Origin of the sequence: Dethiosulfovibrio peptidovorans DSM 11002 (assembly GCF_000172975.1) — a bacterium.
Lineage (GTDB): Bacteria > Synergistota > Synergistia > Synergistales > Dethiosulfovibrionaceae > Dethiosulfovibrio > Dethiosulfovibrio peptidovorans.
This window is the reverse complement of record NZ_ABTR02000001.1, coordinates 220,355-237,897: the sequence shown is the minus strand read 5'-3', so window position 1 is coordinate 237,897 and position 17,543 is coordinate 220,355. Positions and strand designations below refer to the sequence as shown.

At 51.4% G+C, this 17,543-nt stretch carries 17 protein-coding genes; 15 read left to right on the top strand and 2 right to left on the bottom strand.

Annotated elements, in window-relative coordinates; all coding sequences use genetic code 11:
* Positions 1–13 precede the first annotated feature (13 nt).
* From DPEP_RS01185 to DPEP_RS01135, 11 genes are read left to right on the top strand one after another with little or no spacing between them, the layout of a single operon-like run.
* Positions 14–1,060, top strand: coding sequence for an AAA family ATPase (locus DPEP_RS01185; RefSeq protein ID WP_005658876.1), 1,047 nt, complete (start codon positions 14–16; stop codon positions 1,058–1,060).
* 14 nt (positions 1,061–1,074) lie between these two features.
* Positions 1,075–1,581, top strand: a complete 507-nt coding sequence (locus DPEP_RS01180) for a hypothetical protein (RefSeq protein ID WP_198003009.1) — start codon at positions 1,075–1,077, stop codon at positions 1,579–1,581.
* Complete coding sequence (locus DPEP_RS01175; protein ID WP_040382282.1) at positions 1,578–2,537, top strand: GDP-L-fucose synthase family protein; 960 nt, start codon at positions 1,578–1,580, stop codon at positions 2,535–2,537. Before DPEP_RS01180 ends, DPEP_RS01175 begins: the two co-directional genes overlap by 4 nt.
* Complete coding sequence (locus DPEP_RS01170; RefSeq protein WP_005658869.1) at positions 2,530–3,714, top strand: DegT/DnrJ/EryC1/StrS family aminotransferase; 1,185 nt, start codon at positions 2,530–2,532, stop codon at positions 3,712–3,714. The genes DPEP_RS01175 and DPEP_RS01170 overlap by 8 nt, the downstream gene beginning before the upstream one ends.
* The gene (locus DPEP_RS01165; protein WP_005658867.1) at positions 3,711–5,102 is read left to right on the top strand and encodes a mannose-1-phosphate guanylyltransferase/mannose-6-phosphate isomerase; all 1,392 of its coding nucleotides are present in this window, start codon (positions 3,711–3,713) and stop codon (positions 5,100–5,102) included. The genes DPEP_RS01170 and DPEP_RS01165 overlap by 4 nt, the downstream gene beginning before the upstream one ends.
* On the top strand, positions 5,099–6,145 hold the full coding sequence (locus tag DPEP_RS01160; protein ID WP_005658866.1) for a glycosyltransferase family 10 domain-containing protein: 1,047 nt from the start codon (positions 5,099–5,101) through the stop codon (positions 6,143–6,145). The genes DPEP_RS01165 and DPEP_RS01160 overlap by 4 nt, the downstream gene beginning before the upstream one ends.
* Positions 6,126–7,043 carry an alpha-1,2-fucosyltransferase gene (locus tag DPEP_RS01155; protein WP_040382280.1) on the top strand — a complete coding sequence of 306 codons (918 nt, stop codon included), beginning with the start codon at positions 6,126–6,128 and terminating at the stop codon, positions 7,041–7,043. The genes DPEP_RS01160 and DPEP_RS01155 overlap by 20 nt, the downstream gene beginning before the upstream one ends.
* Positions 7,044–7,048: 5 nt before the next feature.
* Positions 7,049–7,990 carry a glycosyltransferase family 2 protein gene (locus DPEP_RS01150; RefSeq protein ID WP_005658862.1) on the top strand — a complete coding sequence of 314 codons (942 nt, stop codon included), beginning with the start codon at positions 7,049–7,051 and terminating at the stop codon, positions 7,988–7,990.
* 49 nt (positions 7,991–8,039) lie between these two features.
* The gene (locus DPEP_RS01145) at positions 8,040–8,975 is read left to right on the top strand and encodes a GDP-mannose 4,6-dehydratase (RefSeq protein ID WP_005658859.1); all 936 of its coding nucleotides are present in this window, start codon (positions 8,040–8,042) and stop codon (positions 8,973–8,975) included.
* Between the two features lie 41 nt (positions 8,976–9,016).
* Positions 9,017–9,850, top strand: a complete 834-nt coding sequence (locus DPEP_RS01140) for a glycosyltransferase family 2 protein (RefSeq protein ID WP_241760454.1) — start codon at positions 9,017–9,019, stop codon at positions 9,848–9,850.
* On the top strand, positions 9,804–11,186 hold the full coding sequence (locus DPEP_RS01135) for a UDP-glucose dehydrogenase family protein (RefSeq protein WP_241760453.1): 1,383 nt from the start codon (positions 9,804–9,806) through the stop codon (positions 11,184–11,186). The genes DPEP_RS01140 and DPEP_RS01135 overlap by 47 nt, the downstream gene beginning before the upstream one ends.
* Positions 11,187–11,225: 39 nt before the next feature.
* Here the strand turns inward: DPEP_RS01135 and DPEP_RS01130 are convergent, their stop codons facing one another.
* The gene (locus DPEP_RS01130) at positions 11,226–12,326 is read right to left on the bottom strand and encodes a glycosyltransferase (RefSeq protein WP_005658854.1); all 1,101 of its coding nucleotides are present in this window, start codon (positions 12,324–12,326) and stop codon (positions 11,226–11,228) included.
* A gap of 374 nt (positions 12,327–12,700) precedes the next feature.
* Here DPEP_RS01130 and DPEP_RS01125 point away from each other — a divergent pair, with 374 nt between their 5' ends.
* The 4 genes from DPEP_RS01125 (at position 12,701) to DPEP_RS01110 (ending at position 16,997) form a co-directional block, all read left to right on the top strand.
* Positions 12,701–14,206: an S-layer homology domain-containing protein gene (locus DPEP_RS01125; RefSeq protein ID WP_005658852.1), complete on the top strand. Its 1,506-nt coding sequence runs from the start codon at positions 12,701–12,703 to the stop codon at positions 14,204–14,206.
* A gap of 104 nt (positions 14,207–14,310) precedes the next feature.
* Positions 14,311–15,072 carry a hypothetical protein gene (locus DPEP_RS01120; protein ID WP_005658850.1) on the top strand — a complete coding sequence of 254 codons (762 nt, stop codon included), beginning with the start codon at positions 14,311–14,313 and terminating at the stop codon, positions 15,070–15,072.
* Positions 15,073–15,186: 114 nt separating this feature from the next.
* Positions 15,187–16,146: a 6-phosphofructokinase gene (gene pfkA, locus DPEP_RS01115; protein WP_005658849.1), complete on the top strand. Its 960-nt coding sequence runs from the start codon at positions 15,187–15,189 to the stop codon at positions 16,144–16,146.
* The gene (locus DPEP_RS01110) at positions 16,143–16,997 is read left to right on the top strand and encodes a glutamate cyclase domain-containing protein (protein ID WP_005658848.1); all 855 of its coding nucleotides are present in this window, start codon (positions 16,143–16,145) and stop codon (positions 16,995–16,997) included. Before pfkA ends, DPEP_RS01110 begins: the two co-directional genes overlap by 4 nt.
* On the opposite strand, the gene DPEP_RS01105 is transcribed toward DPEP_RS01110, so the two are convergent.
* Positions 16,973–17,464, bottom strand: a complete 492-nt coding sequence (locus DPEP_RS01105) for an ECF transporter S component (RefSeq protein ID WP_005658847.1) — start codon at positions 17,462–17,464, stop codon at positions 16,973–16,975. The two genes, DPEP_RS01110 and DPEP_RS01105, sit on opposite strands and share 25 nt — an antisense overlap.
* Between the last annotated feature and the right edge of the window lie 79 nt (positions 17,465–17,543).

Genomic DNA, 17,543 nt, shown 5'->3' with positions numbered 1-17,543 from the left:
AGGTGGTGAGCCTGTGCTTAAATCGATGGACATAGAAAATCTGACCGTTTTTACCAAGGCTAATGTAAGTTTCTCTTCCGGCCTTAACGTGATAGTCGGCGAAAATGGAACTGGAAAAAGCCACCTCCTAAAGGCTGTCTACAGCCTGCTGGCAGTCTCAGCGGAGGGAGGAAGAAAGTCCAAGGGGACGGCTCCTACAAAAAACTATCTCCAGACCGCTATTGCCGAAAAACTGGTGGGGGTCTTCTGCCCCGAGAGCCTGGGGCGGCTCATCCGTCGTCGCCAAGGCAGGGCCAGGTGCGACATCTCCCTTGAGTTTGGCGATCCTCGCTACAATATCTCCTGTAGTTTTTCATCCAACAGCAAGGCGGAGGTCTCGGTGGATAAGGTTCCGTCCTCCTGGAACGAGATAGAACCTATTTTCTTTCCTACTAGAGAACTTATGTCGCTCTATCCAAATTTTGTGGCTACCTACGATAGACATTATCTGGAATTTGAGGAAACTTGGCGAGATACCTGCTTGCTTTTAGGGGCCCCTCTCAGAAAAGGACCGAGAGAGAAAACAATAAAAATGCTCCTTGAGCCCCTGGAGGAAGGAATGGGAGGAAAGGTAGTTCTCTCCGATGGTCGCATGTATCTCCAAAAAAGCGATGGTCGGATGGAGATGCACCTAGTGGCAGAAGGACATCGAAAGTTGGCTATGATAGCTCATTTGATAGCTTCTGGCGTGCTTCTGGACAGAGGATACCTTTTCTGGGATGAGCCTGAGGCCAACCTGAATCCTAAACTGGTGAAGCTGGTGGCAGAGACGGTCCTGAGGCTCTGCAAACAGGGTATACAGGTATTCTTGGCAACTCACGACCTTTTTTTGCTCAGAGAACTGGAGCTAAAAAGATACGATCATGGGGGAAAACTCATTAGATTTATAGGGCTTCACGAAGGTGAAGATGGCGTGTCGATAGAACAGGGTGACGCTATCGAAGACATAGGAGATTTAGTCTCTCTCGATGAAAACGTGGATCAGTCCCAGAGATATCTCTCTATGGAGAGGCAGGAATAGCCGTGAAATCCTGTGTGGTTGATTCTCTGGTTTTTGATTTTCCAGATGACTGGGAGGTAGCAAAATTCGACGACTGGACCTTTTATAGAGAACATTTTTCAAGGATGAAAGATCATATCAAAGCGTCTGATCTGATAGCTTTGAGCCCGGGAAAGGTCCTATATTTGATCGAGGCCAAGGATTATCGGGCTCATTCTAGAATATCCACTGAGCCGATCCATGAAGTTATCCTGAATAAATCGCTGAGTACCCTTGCTGCTCTTCTCCCTGCTGCTTTGAATGGGAATGTTTTAGAAGAAAGAGAAATGGCTCAGCGATGTCTTAAAGCGCAGAAGATACGGATTGTATTCCATCTTGAACAACCTCTTAAAAAGAGCAGGCTTTTTCCGGTTGTCATCGATAGTGCTAACTTGCTAGGTATCCTTAGAAAAAAGCTAAAGCCTATCGATCCTCATCCTAAAATACAGAGCATGGGCGATGATTGCGCGCATGATCGATTCTGGAGCGTGCGAAACGCATGAAAAAACAAGATATAGCGGAACAAAGAACATACGTAGCAGGGCACCGTGGTATGGCAGGCAGCGCCATCGTCCGTGCCCTTAAAGACCGAGGGGCTAAAGACATAATAACTAAAACCCGCGAAGAACTGGACCTGCTGGACCAAAGAGCAACTGAAAACTTCTTTCGGGCCAACCGCCCCGAAGTGGTGATCCTGGCCGCCGCCAGAGTCGGAGGAATAGGAGCCAACATGGCGGACCCCTACGGATTCCTCTACGAAAACCTCCAGATCCAGAACAACGTCATAAACGGAGCCGCCGCCAACGGCGTAAAAAAGCTGGTATTCCTGGGAAGCTCCTGCATATACCCTCGGGAATGCCCTCAGCCCATGAAAGAGGAATACCTCCTCACAGGCCCATTGGAGCCCACCAACGAAGGCTACGCCCTGGCCAAAATAGCGGGCCTCCGGCTCGTCCAGTACCTGAGCAGACAGCGCGGCATAAAGGGCCTCTCCGTCATGCCCTGCAACCTCTACGGCCCGGGAGACAGCTTCCACCCAGACCACTCCCACGTCATCGCCGCCCTGGTCAGGCGATTTGTGGAGGCGAAGAGGGAAAAGGCCCCCACCATAACCCTGTGGGGAACCGGCAGCGCCAGACGGGAGTTTCTCCACGTCGACGACATGGCCAGAGCCGTCACCCTCCTCATGGAAAAATGGGACAGCCCGGACATAATAAACCTGGGCAGCGGAGAGGACATATCCATAAAGGGCCTGGCGGAGGAGATCAAAAAAGCGGTCGCCTACGACGGAGAGATACTATGGGACCCCTCCAAACCCGACGGAATGCCGATAAAACGGCTGGACGTCTCGAAACTCAGAGGACTGGGCTTCGAGCCCCGAATACCGCTGAGCGAGGGGATCGCCCGGATGATAGACCAATACGAAAAGCTGAGAGAGGAGAGACAAAGCGGTGTATAAAGTCCCTCTGGTGAAAAACACCTTCCTCCAGGAGGAGGAGACAAAAAAAGCCCTGTCTAAATTCGTCCTGGACGCCCGGATCCTCAGCATGGGGGCTGAATGTTGCAAGTTTGAGGAAAGTTTCGCCGCATATCAGGGGCGAAACAGGGCGGTGCTCTTCAACAGCGGAGGAAGCGCCAACTTAGCCCTACTCCAGGCCCTTAAAAACATGGGAAAACTGAAAGACGAAGACCTTATAGGTTTCTCCGCCGTCACCTGGTCCACCAACACCATGCCCATAATACAGCTGGGCATGGTCCCTGTGGCCTTGGACTGCTCCAGGGAAACATTGAACGTCGAGCCCGAGGAACTTGAGAGATGCCTCAAAGACCACCCCCTGAAAGCCCTCTTCATAACCAACGCCCTGGGCTTTGCCGGAGATCTGGACGCAATCCGGGACATCTGCCGGGAAAGGGGAATAATCCTCCTGGAGGACAACTGCGAATCCCTTGGATCCGAGCTGAAGGGTACGAAACTGGGCAACTTCGGCCTCGCCTCCACCTTCTCCTTCTTCGTCTCCCACCACATGTCCACCATCGAAGGCGGCATGATCTGCACCGACGATCTGGAGCTCACCGCCATGCTTAAACTCGTCCGTGCCAACGGCTGGGACAGAAACCTGGAGGAAGAGGAAAAAAACACCATCCGGGCGAAATATCGGGTTCAATCCGAACTGGACGCTAAATACACCTTCTACGACCTGGGTTACAACCTAAGGCCCACGGAGATAACCGGATTTTTGGGCCAACAGCAGCTGGCCCACCTCCCTGGCTCGATCCTCAAAAGACAGGATAACTACCTCAGGGTGGAGAGGGCCATAAAATCCAACCCAGACCTCCTCACCTTAAAGAGAGACCACCTGACGGTCCTCTCCAACTTCGCCATACCAATACTTTGCAAAACCCCGGAGCTAAGGGGAAAATACGGCGAAAAGCTGGAGCGAGGAGGAGTGGAGATAAGGCCCTTGATAGCTGGCAACATCCAAAGACAGCCCTTCTACGGCAAATACGTCCCCAAAAGCAGGGAACTTAAAGGCGCCGACTTTATCCACCGCTGCGGCCTCTACTGCGGCAACCACCCGGACTATCGTCAGGAGGAACTCTCCATCCTGGAGGACATACTGGGGGGGGGGAAATGACCGAGATAAAAGCCCTCATACTGGCAGGAGGCGGAGGGACCAGACTGTGGCCCCTCTCAAGGGAAGAGGTCCCAAAACAGTTTCTGAAACTCGCAGGAGACTACAGCCTCCTTCAGACAACCATAAAAAGGCTTCTGCCCCTCTGCGGCCAAGAGGGCATAAAAATAGTGGCAGGAGAGAGATGGGACAGCCAGATAGCCTACCAGGCCTCCGACGTAGGCTTGAAAGGAAACATACATGTCCTCGAGCCGGAAGGCAGAAACACCGCTCCGGCCATAGCCCTTGGGCTGGCCCATCTTATGGAAAAAGGGGCAACCAGGGAAACTCCAGTCCTCGTATGTCCCAGCGACCACATAATCCAAAACGAAAAAGCCTTCCACGACGCACTGAAGCTGGGGCTACTGGCGCTGGAAGAGGGAAAACTGGTCACCTTCGGCATAGTCCCGGACGCTCCAGAGACCGGATTCGGCTACATAAAAAAAGGCGAAGACAGGGGGGGCTGGAACGACGTATCTCAGTTCGTCGAAAAGCCGGACCTAAAAAAAGCAAAGGAATACGTCCAAAGCGGACAATACCTGTGGAACGGCGGGATATTTCTCTTTCGGGCCGGGGACATGATAGACTCCTTCAAAGAACACCTTCCGGAGATAGCGAAACTCATGGAAGGTGGAGAGATGGCCATGGTCGAGGGATTCAAAGACCTTCCCTCGGTATCAATAGACTACGGCATAATGGAAAAAGCCCCCTCAGTGGCGGTGGTCCCACTGGACGCCTGCTGGTCCGACCTGGGAAGCTGGGACGCCATCTATCAGCAGGGGGAAAAAGACGGCAACCGCAACGTCCTAAAAGGGGACGTCCTGGCCGATCGGTCGGAAGGATGCCTGGTCCAAGGGGACAGACGGCTCATAGCCCTGTCGGGGGTCAGCGACCTGCTGGTGGTGGACACCGCCGACGCCCTGTACATAGCCCCTAGGGGGACATCCCAATCGGTCAAAGACGTAGTCTCCACACTGAAAGAGCGGTCCAGACCGGAAGTAACCCAAGCCCCCGAAAGCGCCAGGAGATGGGGAGACTATAGAATTCTCCACGAAGGGGACGGCATAAAGGTAAAGAGGATAACCGTCCACCCGGGAAAAGCCCTGAGCCTCCAGTATCACCACCACAGGACGGAACACTGGATAGTGGTAAAAGGCACAGCCCAGGTCGAGAGGGACGAAGAGACCTTCTACCTCCACGAAGGGGAAAGCACCTTCATACAGAAAAATCAGCTCCACAGGCTCATAAACCCCGGAAAGATCCCACTCGAGATAATAGAGGTCCAAAACGGGCCGTATCTTGGGGAGGACGATATTGTGAGGATAGATATGAACTGCGAGGATGCAAAATGAGAAAAATAGCACTTTTTGCTTATGGAGAGATATATTACGGGAACGACAGGATATTCGATCCTGACTGGATGAAGGATCTTCCTCTGGGTAACAGCTGGGGCTTTTATTTTGGCGACCTCAAAGACAGAATGGAGAAACTTGGTTGGTCATTGTCCGCTCCGGATCCCGTAAGGGACTCCCTTGATGGTTTTGAGAAGATACTTTTCTTTGATATGCCCAACAAGATAGCCCTTTACCAGAGTAAAATCCTAAACGGGCCTCAGCGTAAATATCTGGTTCAGTCGGAGTGCTCCCAAATTGTCCCCGAAAACTGGAGAGAGTCCAACTACAGCTTATTCGATAGAGTTTTTACCTGGAGCCCGGACCTTAAGGGTGAGAAGTTCGTGAGGTATTATTGGCCCAATCGACTGGAACTCCCAGATCGCTCTAGATTTTCCTTTCAGGATAAAAAAATGTGTGTCATGGTGGCAGGGAACAAAAAAAACAAGTCTCCTAATGAGCTTTATTCGGAGAGGAGAAAGGTGTTAGACTGGTTTGAGTTAAATCACCCCGATGACTTAGACCTCTACGGCAACGAATGGAATCTGAGCTTAAGAAAAAAGACCAAGGAGTTTTTCAAGAATATGGCTCGGTGGTCGAGGGGAGAGTATCCGGTAAGGATAAAGGACTATTCGATCTATAGAGGGCGATTGAGCAGCAAGGAGGATACTCTTCCTGATTATAAGTTCAATTTTTGCTACGAGAACATGAAGGATGTCCCAGGATATATCACCGAGAAGATCTTTGACTCCTTCTCCTGTGGTGTGGTCCCTATATATTGGGGCTGGAAAGGAGTATCCTCCCTGATTCCAGAGGAGGCTTTCATAGATGCCCGTCGATTCGACTCCATCAATGATATCTACGGCTTTATTTCCTCCATGGACGAATCCAGTCATAGAAGCTATCTTGATGCAGCGGTCGATTTTTTGACTAGCCAGAAAGCGTCGCTGTTCAGTGGAGATGCTTTTATAAGAACCCTAGTTGATGGTATGGGGATTCATTGATGGTGATTTTATGTGCGTAATAGCTAAGTGTTGTGGCGGTCTTGGCAACCAGATGTTCCAGTACGCTTTTGGTCGAGCCTTGGCGTTGGATCTTGGGCTTGACCTGAAGCTTGATATATCCAATTTTGGAAGTGATAGTAGGCCTTTTTCTCTTGGTATTTATAGTTTGACTAAAAACATCCCTTTTGGTTGCTATCTTAGCACCAGCACGAGGCTTAAGGTCAAGATGACTAAAAAACTCAGACGGTGGGGAGTGTGGGGAATGGATAAGAATATGCCTGGAGTTCTTGTCGAACCCTTTCCTCCAGTCCTTGTTTCCCTGGATGAAGTACTATCTGAAAAGCTTAGTCATCTTTTTGTGGATGGATATTGGCAGTCTGAAAAATATTTTTCTAGGTACTCAGACGTTATAAGGTCTGACTTTAGAGTCATAGAGGAGTCTTCTGCCTTCCTGGCTTGGAAAAAACGCATGTTGAGCGAACCTGGTGGATCGATCAGCGTCCACGTCAGAAGGGGGGACTATGTCACCGATAGCTCTGCGAACAGGGTCCATGGCGTTCTCCCTATTGAATACTATCTTAGGGCAAAAGAGATACTTAATACTATATCCGATGGTCTTGTCTTTTACGTTTTCACCGACGATCCTGTGTGGGCTAGAAATAATCTATGTTTGGGAGATAAGACGATTTATGTTTCAGGCGAAGACCTGAAGGACTACGAGGAGCTTGCCCTTATGTCCTGTTGCGATCATCATGTAGTCGCAAACAGCTCTTTTAGCTGGTGGGGAGCTTGGCTCGGGCAGGACACCTCTACTGTGACGATAGCTCCAGGTCGGTGGTTTAGAAAAATGGACTCCAGTTTTGTAATTCCTGATAACTGGATAAAGATTTGGACGTGATGTAAATGATCTCGGTTGTTATAGCTACTAAAAACAGGCCAGAGGCTTTAAGAGATATCTCTTTACCTTCCCTGCTCCTGCAAGATTATAGCGATTTTGAGGTTATTCTGTGGGATGCCAGTACAGATGATCTCTCGTGCCTAGTTGCTAAGTCTTTTGCTGAAAGATTTAAATCAAGGGGCATAGATCTCCGTTACTTTAAGGCTCCAAGGGTGGGGAGTGCTTCTCAGAGAAATGATTCTGTGAGGGTTGTTAAAGGTAGCATTATATTTTTTATTGATGACGATAGCGATGTCTCTCCCGACGGAATAGGAGGACTAAAGGAATGTATGGATAGACATCCGGAGAGCATGGGGTTCGGATTGACCGTCTATCAGGTATCCAGAGACGGCTCCTTTCAGAAGAGGGACGATAGCCTCAAGGGAAGGGCTCTGAGAGCTCTGGGCTATAGAAAAAGACGGAAGGTCTCCCTGTCCGGATCCGGCAGGAGTATGTCCGCTCCTGCGGGACCAGCAGAGTGGTTGAGTGGCTGTTCTATGGCTTTTCGTAAAAAAGTCTTTGATTCCATGAAATTCAACGAGAAGCTTGAGACCTTTGGGTCGTATGCCATATTCGAGGATATTGAATTTTCCCATAGAGTTTTTCGTCGATATGGAAAACCATTATATATAGCAGAGGGTGGCTACATAGTTCATCGCTCCGCTGTCGGTGACAGACTGTGGGGTGTGGATAGAGCAGCAGCGACTTTCTACAATAGATATTTGACAATGAAAGTTGCTTCGGAAAACCATCCCATACTAGGGCACCTGTTTTACCTATGGGCTGTTGGGAGACGTGCGATAAAGATGTCTAGGGAATTTGGTTTAGAAAAAACCTTTAAGGGACTTCTGTTGGCTATAAGTGCCATAAGAAAGGAAAGAGCTAATAACAGGAGACGTAATCTTTGACGGAAGGGATCAGTATAACCCGGAGCAGATGAACAGGGAGGTGTGTTCTGTGACGAAACACTGTCTAGTCACAGGAGGAGCAGGATTCATCGGAAGCCATCTGGTGGACCTGCTCATGGATCAGGGCTGGAACGTTACGGTAGTGGACAACTTCGATCCCTTTTACGATAAATCGATCAAGCTGTCCAACATAGCCCCTCACAGAGATAACCCAAAATATCGTCTGGTGGAGGAGGATATCCGTAACCTGCCGGGCATGAGGGAGAAGCTGAACGACAGCTACGACGTAATAGTCCACCTGGCCGCCAAGGCGGGGGTGAGGCCCTCTATACAGGATCCTGTAGGCTATCAGGAGGTAAACGTAACAGGCACACAGAACATGCTCGAGTTCGCCAAAGAGAGAAATATAAAGCAATTTGTGTTCGCATCGTCCTCCAGCGTCTACGGCATAAACCCTAACGTACCGTGGAGCGAGGACGATCATGTTCTGATGCCCATAAGCCCCTACGCCTCGACCAAAGTAAGCGGAGAGCTCATGGGGCACGTCTACAGCCACCTCTACGACATAAGATTTTTGGCACTCCGGTTTTTCACCGTCTACGGACCGAGACAGAGGCCCGACCTGGCTATACATAAATTCACAAAGCTCATAAAAGAGGGCAAGCCGATACCGGTTTATGGAGACGGAAGCACCAGAAGGGACTATACCTACGTAGAGGACATAGTAAAGGGAATAAGATCCGCCATGGACTACGACAAAACCCTCTACGAAGTCATAAACCTGGGCAACAACAAAACGGTAAGCCTGGCGGAGATGATAGAGGCTATAGAGCAAACCCTAGGGATAAAGGCGATCATAGACAGACAGCCAACCCAACCGGGAGATGTGCCACAGACCTGGGCGGATGCTGACAAAGCTCATAGGTTGCTGGACTACGAACCAAGGGGAGATTTCTCTCGGGAGATGGCGAGATTTATCGACTGAACTGGATTGTAAATATCGTAGTCCTATTCCGAGATTAGATCATGGAGGATAAAATGAAGATATCACTTTACACTGTTACCAAAAATGAGGAGGCCAGGTTGCCCCTCATGTTGGAGGCGGCAGCACCTTTGGCGGACGAGATCATAGTGGTTGATTCAGGCAGTACCGACAGAACCAGAGATGTTGCGGAACGATACGGCGCAAAATTCATACATCATGATTGGACTTCAATAGGACACCAGGTTGCTTTTGCGGAGAGTTGCTGTTCCAACGAGTGGGTTCTTCGCTTGGATGCTGACGAAGTGATGTCCAAGGAACTCTTGGAGGAAATCATGAAGATAAAGAAAAACGGGCCTGACTGCGACGGATACAAGCTGAGGAGCGGCGAGATGTTCCCTGGTTATTCGAAGCCTAACAGGTGGGTCAAGCATTATCAGCTTGTCAGACTCTACAGCCGAAAAGCCATGAGGATGAGTGGTAAGTTCGGTTTTGACGATGTCGTCTTTATAAAGAAAACCCCCCAAACCAGGTTGCTCTACAATTTTATTAATCATTATTCCTTCTTGTCCATAAGGCGAACTGTGGAAAAACGCAACGTCGCTACCGACGATCAGGTAAAAAGAGCTCTTCTAGAACATAAAAACTACAGCCCATGGCGAATGGTAGGCTGTATGGTGGGAAACTTTTTCCGATATTTTATACTGGAACGGTATTTTCTCTATGGTTTCTGGGGTTTTATTCATTCTGTCAATGTAGGATATATGAGATTTTTAAAATTCTCGAAGTTTTATGAGTATCATCAAATAAGAGAACATGGCTATATGGGATGTGAAAAAAAGAACGAGCTATATGAATCTGAGGTCGGGAAGGGATAGTTCAATGCATATCTGCATGATAGGAACTGGCTACGTCGGACTCGTGACGGGAACCTGCCTTGCCGAGGTAGGACACAGCGTCTGGTGCGTCGACGTGGACGGATCCAAAATAGAACGACTTAAAAACGGAGAGATCCCCATATACGAACCGGGTCTGGAGGACATGGTCTCCCGCAACGTGAAACAGGGAAGACTGAGATTCACCACCGACCTGAAGGAAGCCCTGGACGACAGTCCTTTCGTTTTCATCGCCGTGGGTACACCTCCGGGAGAGGACGGTTCCGCCGACCTCCGTTACGTTTTAGACGCGGCCAGACAGATAGGATCGGCCATGGAAGACTACAAGGTCGTGGTGGTGAAATCCACCGTTCCGGTGGGGACGACGGAAAAGGCGAGGCTGTGTGTTTCGGAAGAGCTCGGCATAAGGGGACGAGACGACCTCGACTTCGACGTGGCGTTTTGCCCCGAGTTCCTCAAGGAAGGCTCGGCAATAGACGACTTCATGAGCCCCGACAGGGTGGTCATAGGGACGGACAATCAGAAAACCGCCGATCTTCTGGGAGAACTCTTCTCCGCCTTCAGCTTCAGGGAAGACCGGATAATATTCATGTCCATACCATCGGCGGAGCTCACCAAATACGCGTCCAACTCCATGCTGGCCACCAGGATCAGTTTCATGAACCAGCTCGCCCGTTTTTGCGAGAAAATCGGAGCGGACATAGACCAGGTTCGCCATGGCATGGGCAGCGACGGTCGGATAGGATCGGCCTTTCTGTATCCCGGGGTGGGATACGGTGGATCCTGCTTTCCCAAAGACGTGAAAGCCCTCATCCACTCCGGAAGAAGCCATGGAGTTCCGATGACCCTTCTGGAATCGGTAGAGGAGATAAACAAGAGCCAGAGAAAGTGGTTCTTCGATAAGATACTGAGTCACTACGGAGCGGATATATCGGGCAAGACCTTCGCCGTCTGGGGCCTCAGTTTCAAGCCCAACACGGACGACATAAGGGAAGCCCCTGCGCTGGACATAATTCCCTGGTTGCTTGAAAAAGGGGCAGCTGTCAGGGCCTACGACCCGGTGGGACAGGAAAACGCCAAGGCGGCGTTGCCGAACACGGAGAGCATAGTCTACTGCGACGATAACTATCAAGCTCTGGAGAACGCCGATGCCCTGATTCTGCTTACCGAATGGCTTCCATTTCGTCGTCCCGAGTTCGACAGGATGAAGGATCTGATGGGGGAATACGTTATTTTCGACGGAAGAAACCAGTATCGGCCGGAGCGGATGGCGGATCTGGGTTTCGTTTATTATGGGGTAGGCAGGTATGTAAAATAGGATAGAGGCCAACTCCATTCGGGGTCGGCCTCTATGATTTCACGCCTTGAAAAGCTTCATTATCTCCTCGAAACAGTCCACCGTTTCCCTCGAGGAGAACTTGGGGGTTAGTCTTTCTCTGATGGTGACCAGATCCTCGACCGATCTATCCGTGCCGTAGGATCTGTATATCTCCGCCAACGTGGGGATTATATGTTTTAAAAGAGACGGATCCTTTTTGAAGTGACCTATGCCGCCCCTCTCTCCGAAGTAGGATCTCACCACTTGGTCCAGGTTTTCAGGCGTGGCATGTCCCATCCAGTAGCTGGCGAAACAGACTGTTGGTTTTTGAGATAAAATCGACTCGATCGCCGACGTCGATGCGGCGCATATCGCGTTCGAGCGATCTATCCAGGGTCTGGGATCCGGCTTTGTTCCGACCACGTTTACGCACTGCTCTCCCATTTTACGGTTTATGGATGCCGCCATCTGGCGAAACTTCAGCAGCCGCCAGCCTCCGCCTCCTACGACGGTTATGGAGGCGGAGGGGATCGCCTCTTTTAGTTCCTCCATGTGTTCCATAAGGTATATCATGCCGGGGGTCTTGTAGCCGCTGAGGCGACCGAAACAGGTTATGACGAATGGGTTCTTGGGGGGTAGGGGAGTTGCCCTAACCGCTGTGTCGAGAGGTCTCGGAAGTTTCATTATGGGGGTTCCCGACGAGTGCCTAGGGAGGGTTTGAAGTATGGGGTTCTCTGCACCGGCCCATGCGTCGCTCCATTTTACCAGCGAGGGAACGTCCCTTCCGGGTTTATCCGTTTTTTCCAGGTGATCGAGAAAGTAGGTTACCACCGGTCTGTCCAATATCCTCTTAAGTCTGGTGGCCAGAGGGAAGGATCGTCTGGAATCGGTCATTATTACGTCCGGATCGAATTCCCTGGCCTTTTTATCGAACCAACGGTTGCCCACCGTAAGGGATGGACACTGTATAACCTTGATTCCTTCTTCTCTGTATCGGCTCTGAAATCCCTTGCCGGCCCATCGTCCCAGCACCGCCACCTGATGTCCTTCTCTGCTGAGAGCCGTTCCGACGTGAAGGACGTACGATGTAACCCCGTCTATTATCAGTGAGTCGGAGCAGAAGAGTATCTTGTAGCCCATGGTAGTTGCCTCTCTTTCCTAGGTCTGTGAAGTTTTCGCTGTCATTGTACATCAAAAGGCGATTTAATACCCTTGCGTCTTCGGAAAGTGATGCTATAATGCTTTTTGAGGGCGCTTGCCCGCCGAAGGACTTTGACAACTTGACCTTTGGATCAAACAGTTTCGATAGTCGCGACGATATCCCGATGGCAGGAAAGGAGGTGCACGACCCCCAGCCAACAAGGAAGGAGCGACTTGAGAAAACGCATCGGTTCCGAACAGGGACGAAGTGCCGTAGTCGGAGAAGGAAACGAGGAAACTTCCCGGACGAAAGCCCTTTAGATCCCCTAGGTTCCGAGCGAATATAAAACACCTAACCAAGGGGGTTACTAAACATGAAGAAACTTTGTGCACTTCTGGCAGTCGTGGCTCTTGTGGCTTTCGCCGCTCCCGCCTTCGCCGCCAATCCTTTCATGGACGTTCCTATGAACCACTGGGCCTACGACGCAGTGGGACAGCTTGCCGCCAGGGGAATCATCTCCGGTTATCCCGACGGTACCTTTAAGGGCAACCAGCCCATCACCCGTTACGAGATGGCTTCCGTGACCGCTCGTGCTCTGGCTGTTATCGACATGGAGAAGGCCAGCAAGCAGGATGTCGAGATGCTGAAGAGACTCGTCGTCGAGTTCAAGGACGAGCTTGATGCCCTCGGCGTAAAGGTCGACAAGATCGACAGCCGCGTGGCCGTTCTCGAGGAGAACATCGGCGGATGGAAGTTCTGGGGCGAGTTGCGCTTCGATGCCAAGTTCGAGGGCGAACGGAATCTCTACAATGACGAGTATACCCTTGAAGGCGACAAGGAGTTTAACCTCAATCGTTTCCGTCTCTGGATGAGCAAGCAGATCGACGAGAACACTAAGTTTGTTGCTCGTCTTGGTACCAGCGATAGCACAACCAAGTATGCTCCTACTCGTTGGGAACGTTATTATTTGGAGACTAAGCTTCCCTACGACATCAAGATGACCGCCGGTCTTTGGCTCTACGACTGGGAATGGGATTCGGGGCTCTACATCGACGAGGATGCTTGGTTCACCGATGCTGGCATGAAGGGCTTCTGGTTCCAGAAGAGCTTCGGCCTCGGCGATGTTCAGGCTATGATCGGTCATGACGATAGTTATAGCAATGGTGCTGATGGTATCTTCAATACTGTTGATGATGTCAATAGCGATTATATGTTCTACGGTCTTCGTGCCAACTTCAACTTCAACGAGCAGTTCCGTTTCGCTCTGAACGGTTTGATGAGGGCTTACGATGATCTCAATAATCAAGACGAATCCGTGTATTGGGCTGATTTCACCTTCAACTTCAACCCCAACATCGCTTTCAAGGGTGCTTATTTCATGGAGGATCTTGATGCTCCGAAGGTTACCGGTGGAGATGATAGTCCCAGTGCCTATAAGGCTATACTTGATGTCAAACAGGATGCTCTTAAGTTCACCAGCATCTGGATTGAGTACGCCAAGTTCGACGAAGGATTCAGCGTTTGGAACAACAATAACGGTGGAGATGCTTTTGCATACGATGCATACGGTGCATCTGTGCTCTACAACCGTGGATATGACGATACCACGATTCTCTTCGGAAGCCTGAAACAGCAGTGGAACGATAAGTGGGCTACCTACGAGCGTTATCTGACCGCTGATTTCGATGCGACCGGTGTTGACGATGCCACTAACTGGACCTTCGGTGTCCTGTATTACTACACTCCCGCTATCACCTTTGATCTGGCTTACGACAAGGTCGACTGGGGCGATAGTACCTCTGCTACGACTCACGATGGAACAGCAACTCGTACCGGAGATGATAACATCGTTCGTTTCCGTACTCACGTCAAGTTCTAATCGAACCATCTGTAATTTAAAGGGATGAGGCTAAGCCTCGTCCCTTTTTCTTTTGCCATTTGGTATAATGGCCTCCGAGATGCAGAAAGGGAGGTTTTGAATTGATGTCCATAAAGAGAAAACTTGTTTTTACGGTGTCGTTGTTGTGTCTGATGTCCGTTGCTCTATCCGCCTCTGCCTCCACCGATTCGGTTTTATCTCGGTGGAGAAAGACGGTTAAGATAATGGACGAGGATAATATGGGTTTTGTTGAGTTTACAGTCACCTATTACTCGGCCGAGTATATCCAGGCGCTGGTTCAGAAGGAGGCCAAGGCCAACCTCTGGACCAAGGACGAGGAGGAGAACTACAAGTATCAGCTTCTCAAGACTCTTCAGTTAGAGCGTAACATTCCGATCTTCATAGAGATTAACAACTATGGTTCCGCGCTTCGTATGGCTCCCTTTGGAGATCAGGTTGAGCTGTGGATAAACGGTAAGAGTTATTCTCCGGTGGACTACGACAAACGCTTCAACTTCAAGCTCACAGGCAAGAGGGAGGGGTTCGTCTATTTTCCACGTTATAACGAGGAGACAGGTCAGCCTCTTCTCGCCAAGGCTAAGACCATCAAGTTCTCCATTGATGGCGGAGTAAGTCCAATTACGATGGGACGCCGTCCCTCCATCGATTTCCTCTGGGACGTGTACAGGGACAACCCGGACCAGTTCTTCACCGGCAAGGCCGCCGAGAGGCTGGAGCTGGATCGTTTAATAATACGCCTGGGCAACCTCAAGGAACAGAGGGGCGACATCCAGAAGCAGTTGGACGAGCTCGACGCCGAACTGGCTAGAATTCAATCCCGTATAGACGAGCTCCAGAGCAAATAAACGATTCAAGTTTTTTCAGTTCGAGTTCTATACTCCCGGTCCTTTTGGATCGGGGGTTTTTTTATCCTCTCATGATAAAATGGAGGCGAAGTTTTTATTCCGGGAGGGTGACCGATGAAACGTATCGCAGTGCTCACCAGCGGGGGCGATGCTCCTGGCATGAACGCGGCAATAAGGGCCGTGACCAGGTCCGCCATATACGATAAAGCCGAGGTCTACGGCGTGTTTCAGGGCTACGAGGGGCTTATGGACGGGGCCTTTCAACGTCTAGAGCCTAGAGACGTGGGGGGCATCATCCACAGAGGGGGAACCATTCTGCGTACCGCCAGGAGTGAGAGGTTTCGGACCGACGAAGGGCTGGCCGATGCGGTGGCGTCTCTCGAGAGGCATTCCATAGACGGTTTGGTGGTGATAGGCGGTGACGGGTCTTTCAAGGGAGCCTATGAGCTCCATAACCTGGGGGTGCCGGTGGTGGGCGTTCCCGGAACCATAGACAACGATGTTGCCGGTACCGACGAGACTATAGGCTACGATACCGCCCTGAATACCGCCCTGGAGGCGGTTAAAAAGCTGAGAGACACGGCTTCCAGCCACGATAGACTGTTTATAGTTGAGGTCATGGGTAGAGAGGCCGGTTTTCTGGCCCTCAACGTGGCTGTAGCGAGCGGGGCCGAGTTCGTGGTGGTTCCGGAGAGAAAGTTCGACGTGGGGTTCCTCTGCGACAGGCTTCATCAGTCCAGAAAGGCGGGCAAGCAGCATTCGCTGATAGTGGTTGCCGAGGGAGCCATGTCCGCCGTGGAGCTGAAGGACAGGCTGAAGGACACAGGAGGCTACGACGCCAGGGTTACAGTTTTAGGCTATATCCAGCGGGGCGGTTCGCCCACCTCTTTCGACACCATCCTGGCGTCTCGGATGGGGGCCTTCGCCGTCGATAGGCTGATGGAGGGGGAAAGCGGAATTATGGTAGGCACCGTGTGTCACGAGATGGTGGCCGCCCCTCTCAGTCGTTCCTGGGAGGGCAGAAAGCCTCTCAACCCGGAGCTTATCGAGTTGGTGGACAGGCTCAGCATATGATGGATATATTCGAGTCCTTGATTGCATTGGTAGCGTCGAATCGTTCGGGAAGGGGACCTGCCAGGCTCTGTTCTCCCTCTGTAATGTCCTCGGCGTTGGAGGTTTTGACCAGGGCCCGCAGGGTCGCGGTGGTGACCGGATTTTTCGTTCCCTCTGCTGGTTTTCCAGAGACGGACGGTCCCGGAGGTTCCGCCGCTTTGGCCAGGGCCGTCGATCTTTCCGGGCGAGAGGCGTCTTTATGGACCGATGAGAGGTGTTTTTCCGTGGTGGCATCGGCGTCGAGAGCCATCGATGGCGTAGTTCCTCGAGCGGCTTCGGAGGGATCTGACATATTGAGCTGGAAACCGGATCTTATCGTCTATCTGGAGCGACTTGGAAGGGCGGCGGACGGAGGGTATTACAATATGAGGGGACAGGATGTCTCATCCATGGTGGTTTCCTTGGACGACGCCGTTTTAACGAAGCGGGAGGAAGTGGACGTTATCGGTATTGGAGATGGCGGCAACGAGGCCGGTATGGGGAATCTCAGACGAGAGCTGGGGAAACTTATGCCTTCGTTCAGCAGATTTCTCTCTGTGGTGGAGTCGGACGCCCCGTTGCCGGTGGATGTCTCCGATTGGGGGGGGTATGCCCTCGCCGGGGCTCTTTCTTTGAGTTGTGGTGAATGGTGTGGAGTGGACCCCGACGAGGTGGCTTCCATGGTAGAGGCAGAGGTTGCGGCTGGTGCGGTGGACGGTGTTACCCTCAAAGGGGAGCCCTCGGTGGACGGCTTCCCCCTTGAGATTCAACGTTCCGTAGCGGCAGGCGTCAGGGATATCGTGGAGTCTCAGTTGCTCAGCCCGGTTCCCTGAAGTCTACGTTTCAGAGTCGCCGATAGTGGCAGGGCTATAGCGGCCCCTATGCCGGTCTGGACTATGTCAGTCATGAGCTCTATCGGAGCGGCGGCCCAGCCGTAAAGAAATCCGGCGGATATAGAGTATCCCGCCGCCATCACCGTCGCTCCGGCGAGTATGGCTCTTATCTTTCCCGAAGGGGCTAGACGGCCTACTACGTATCCCTCCAGTCCCTTTATCGTCAGGGTCAAAGGGGCCCATAGAGGGTATCCCAGTATGAGGTCCGCTAGGGCGGCTCCCAGGCCTCCGCAGACGGCTCCGTATCTCGGGCCCAGAAGTATCGCCACGGTGTAGATTATTCCCTCGCCCAGATTGAAATACAGCCTGAATCCGGGAACCGGGGCGCTGAGCATGGTGGCTCCCGTCACCATGGCGGCCGTTAAGGCTCCTAGAACGATTTTTCTGGTGGTCGTGGTGTCAGTCATATTCGATCTTCCTTTCTTTTCCCGGAAATATCTCTTTTAGCTTGCCTTGACCGTTCTATATCTGGTACTATCACTTTGT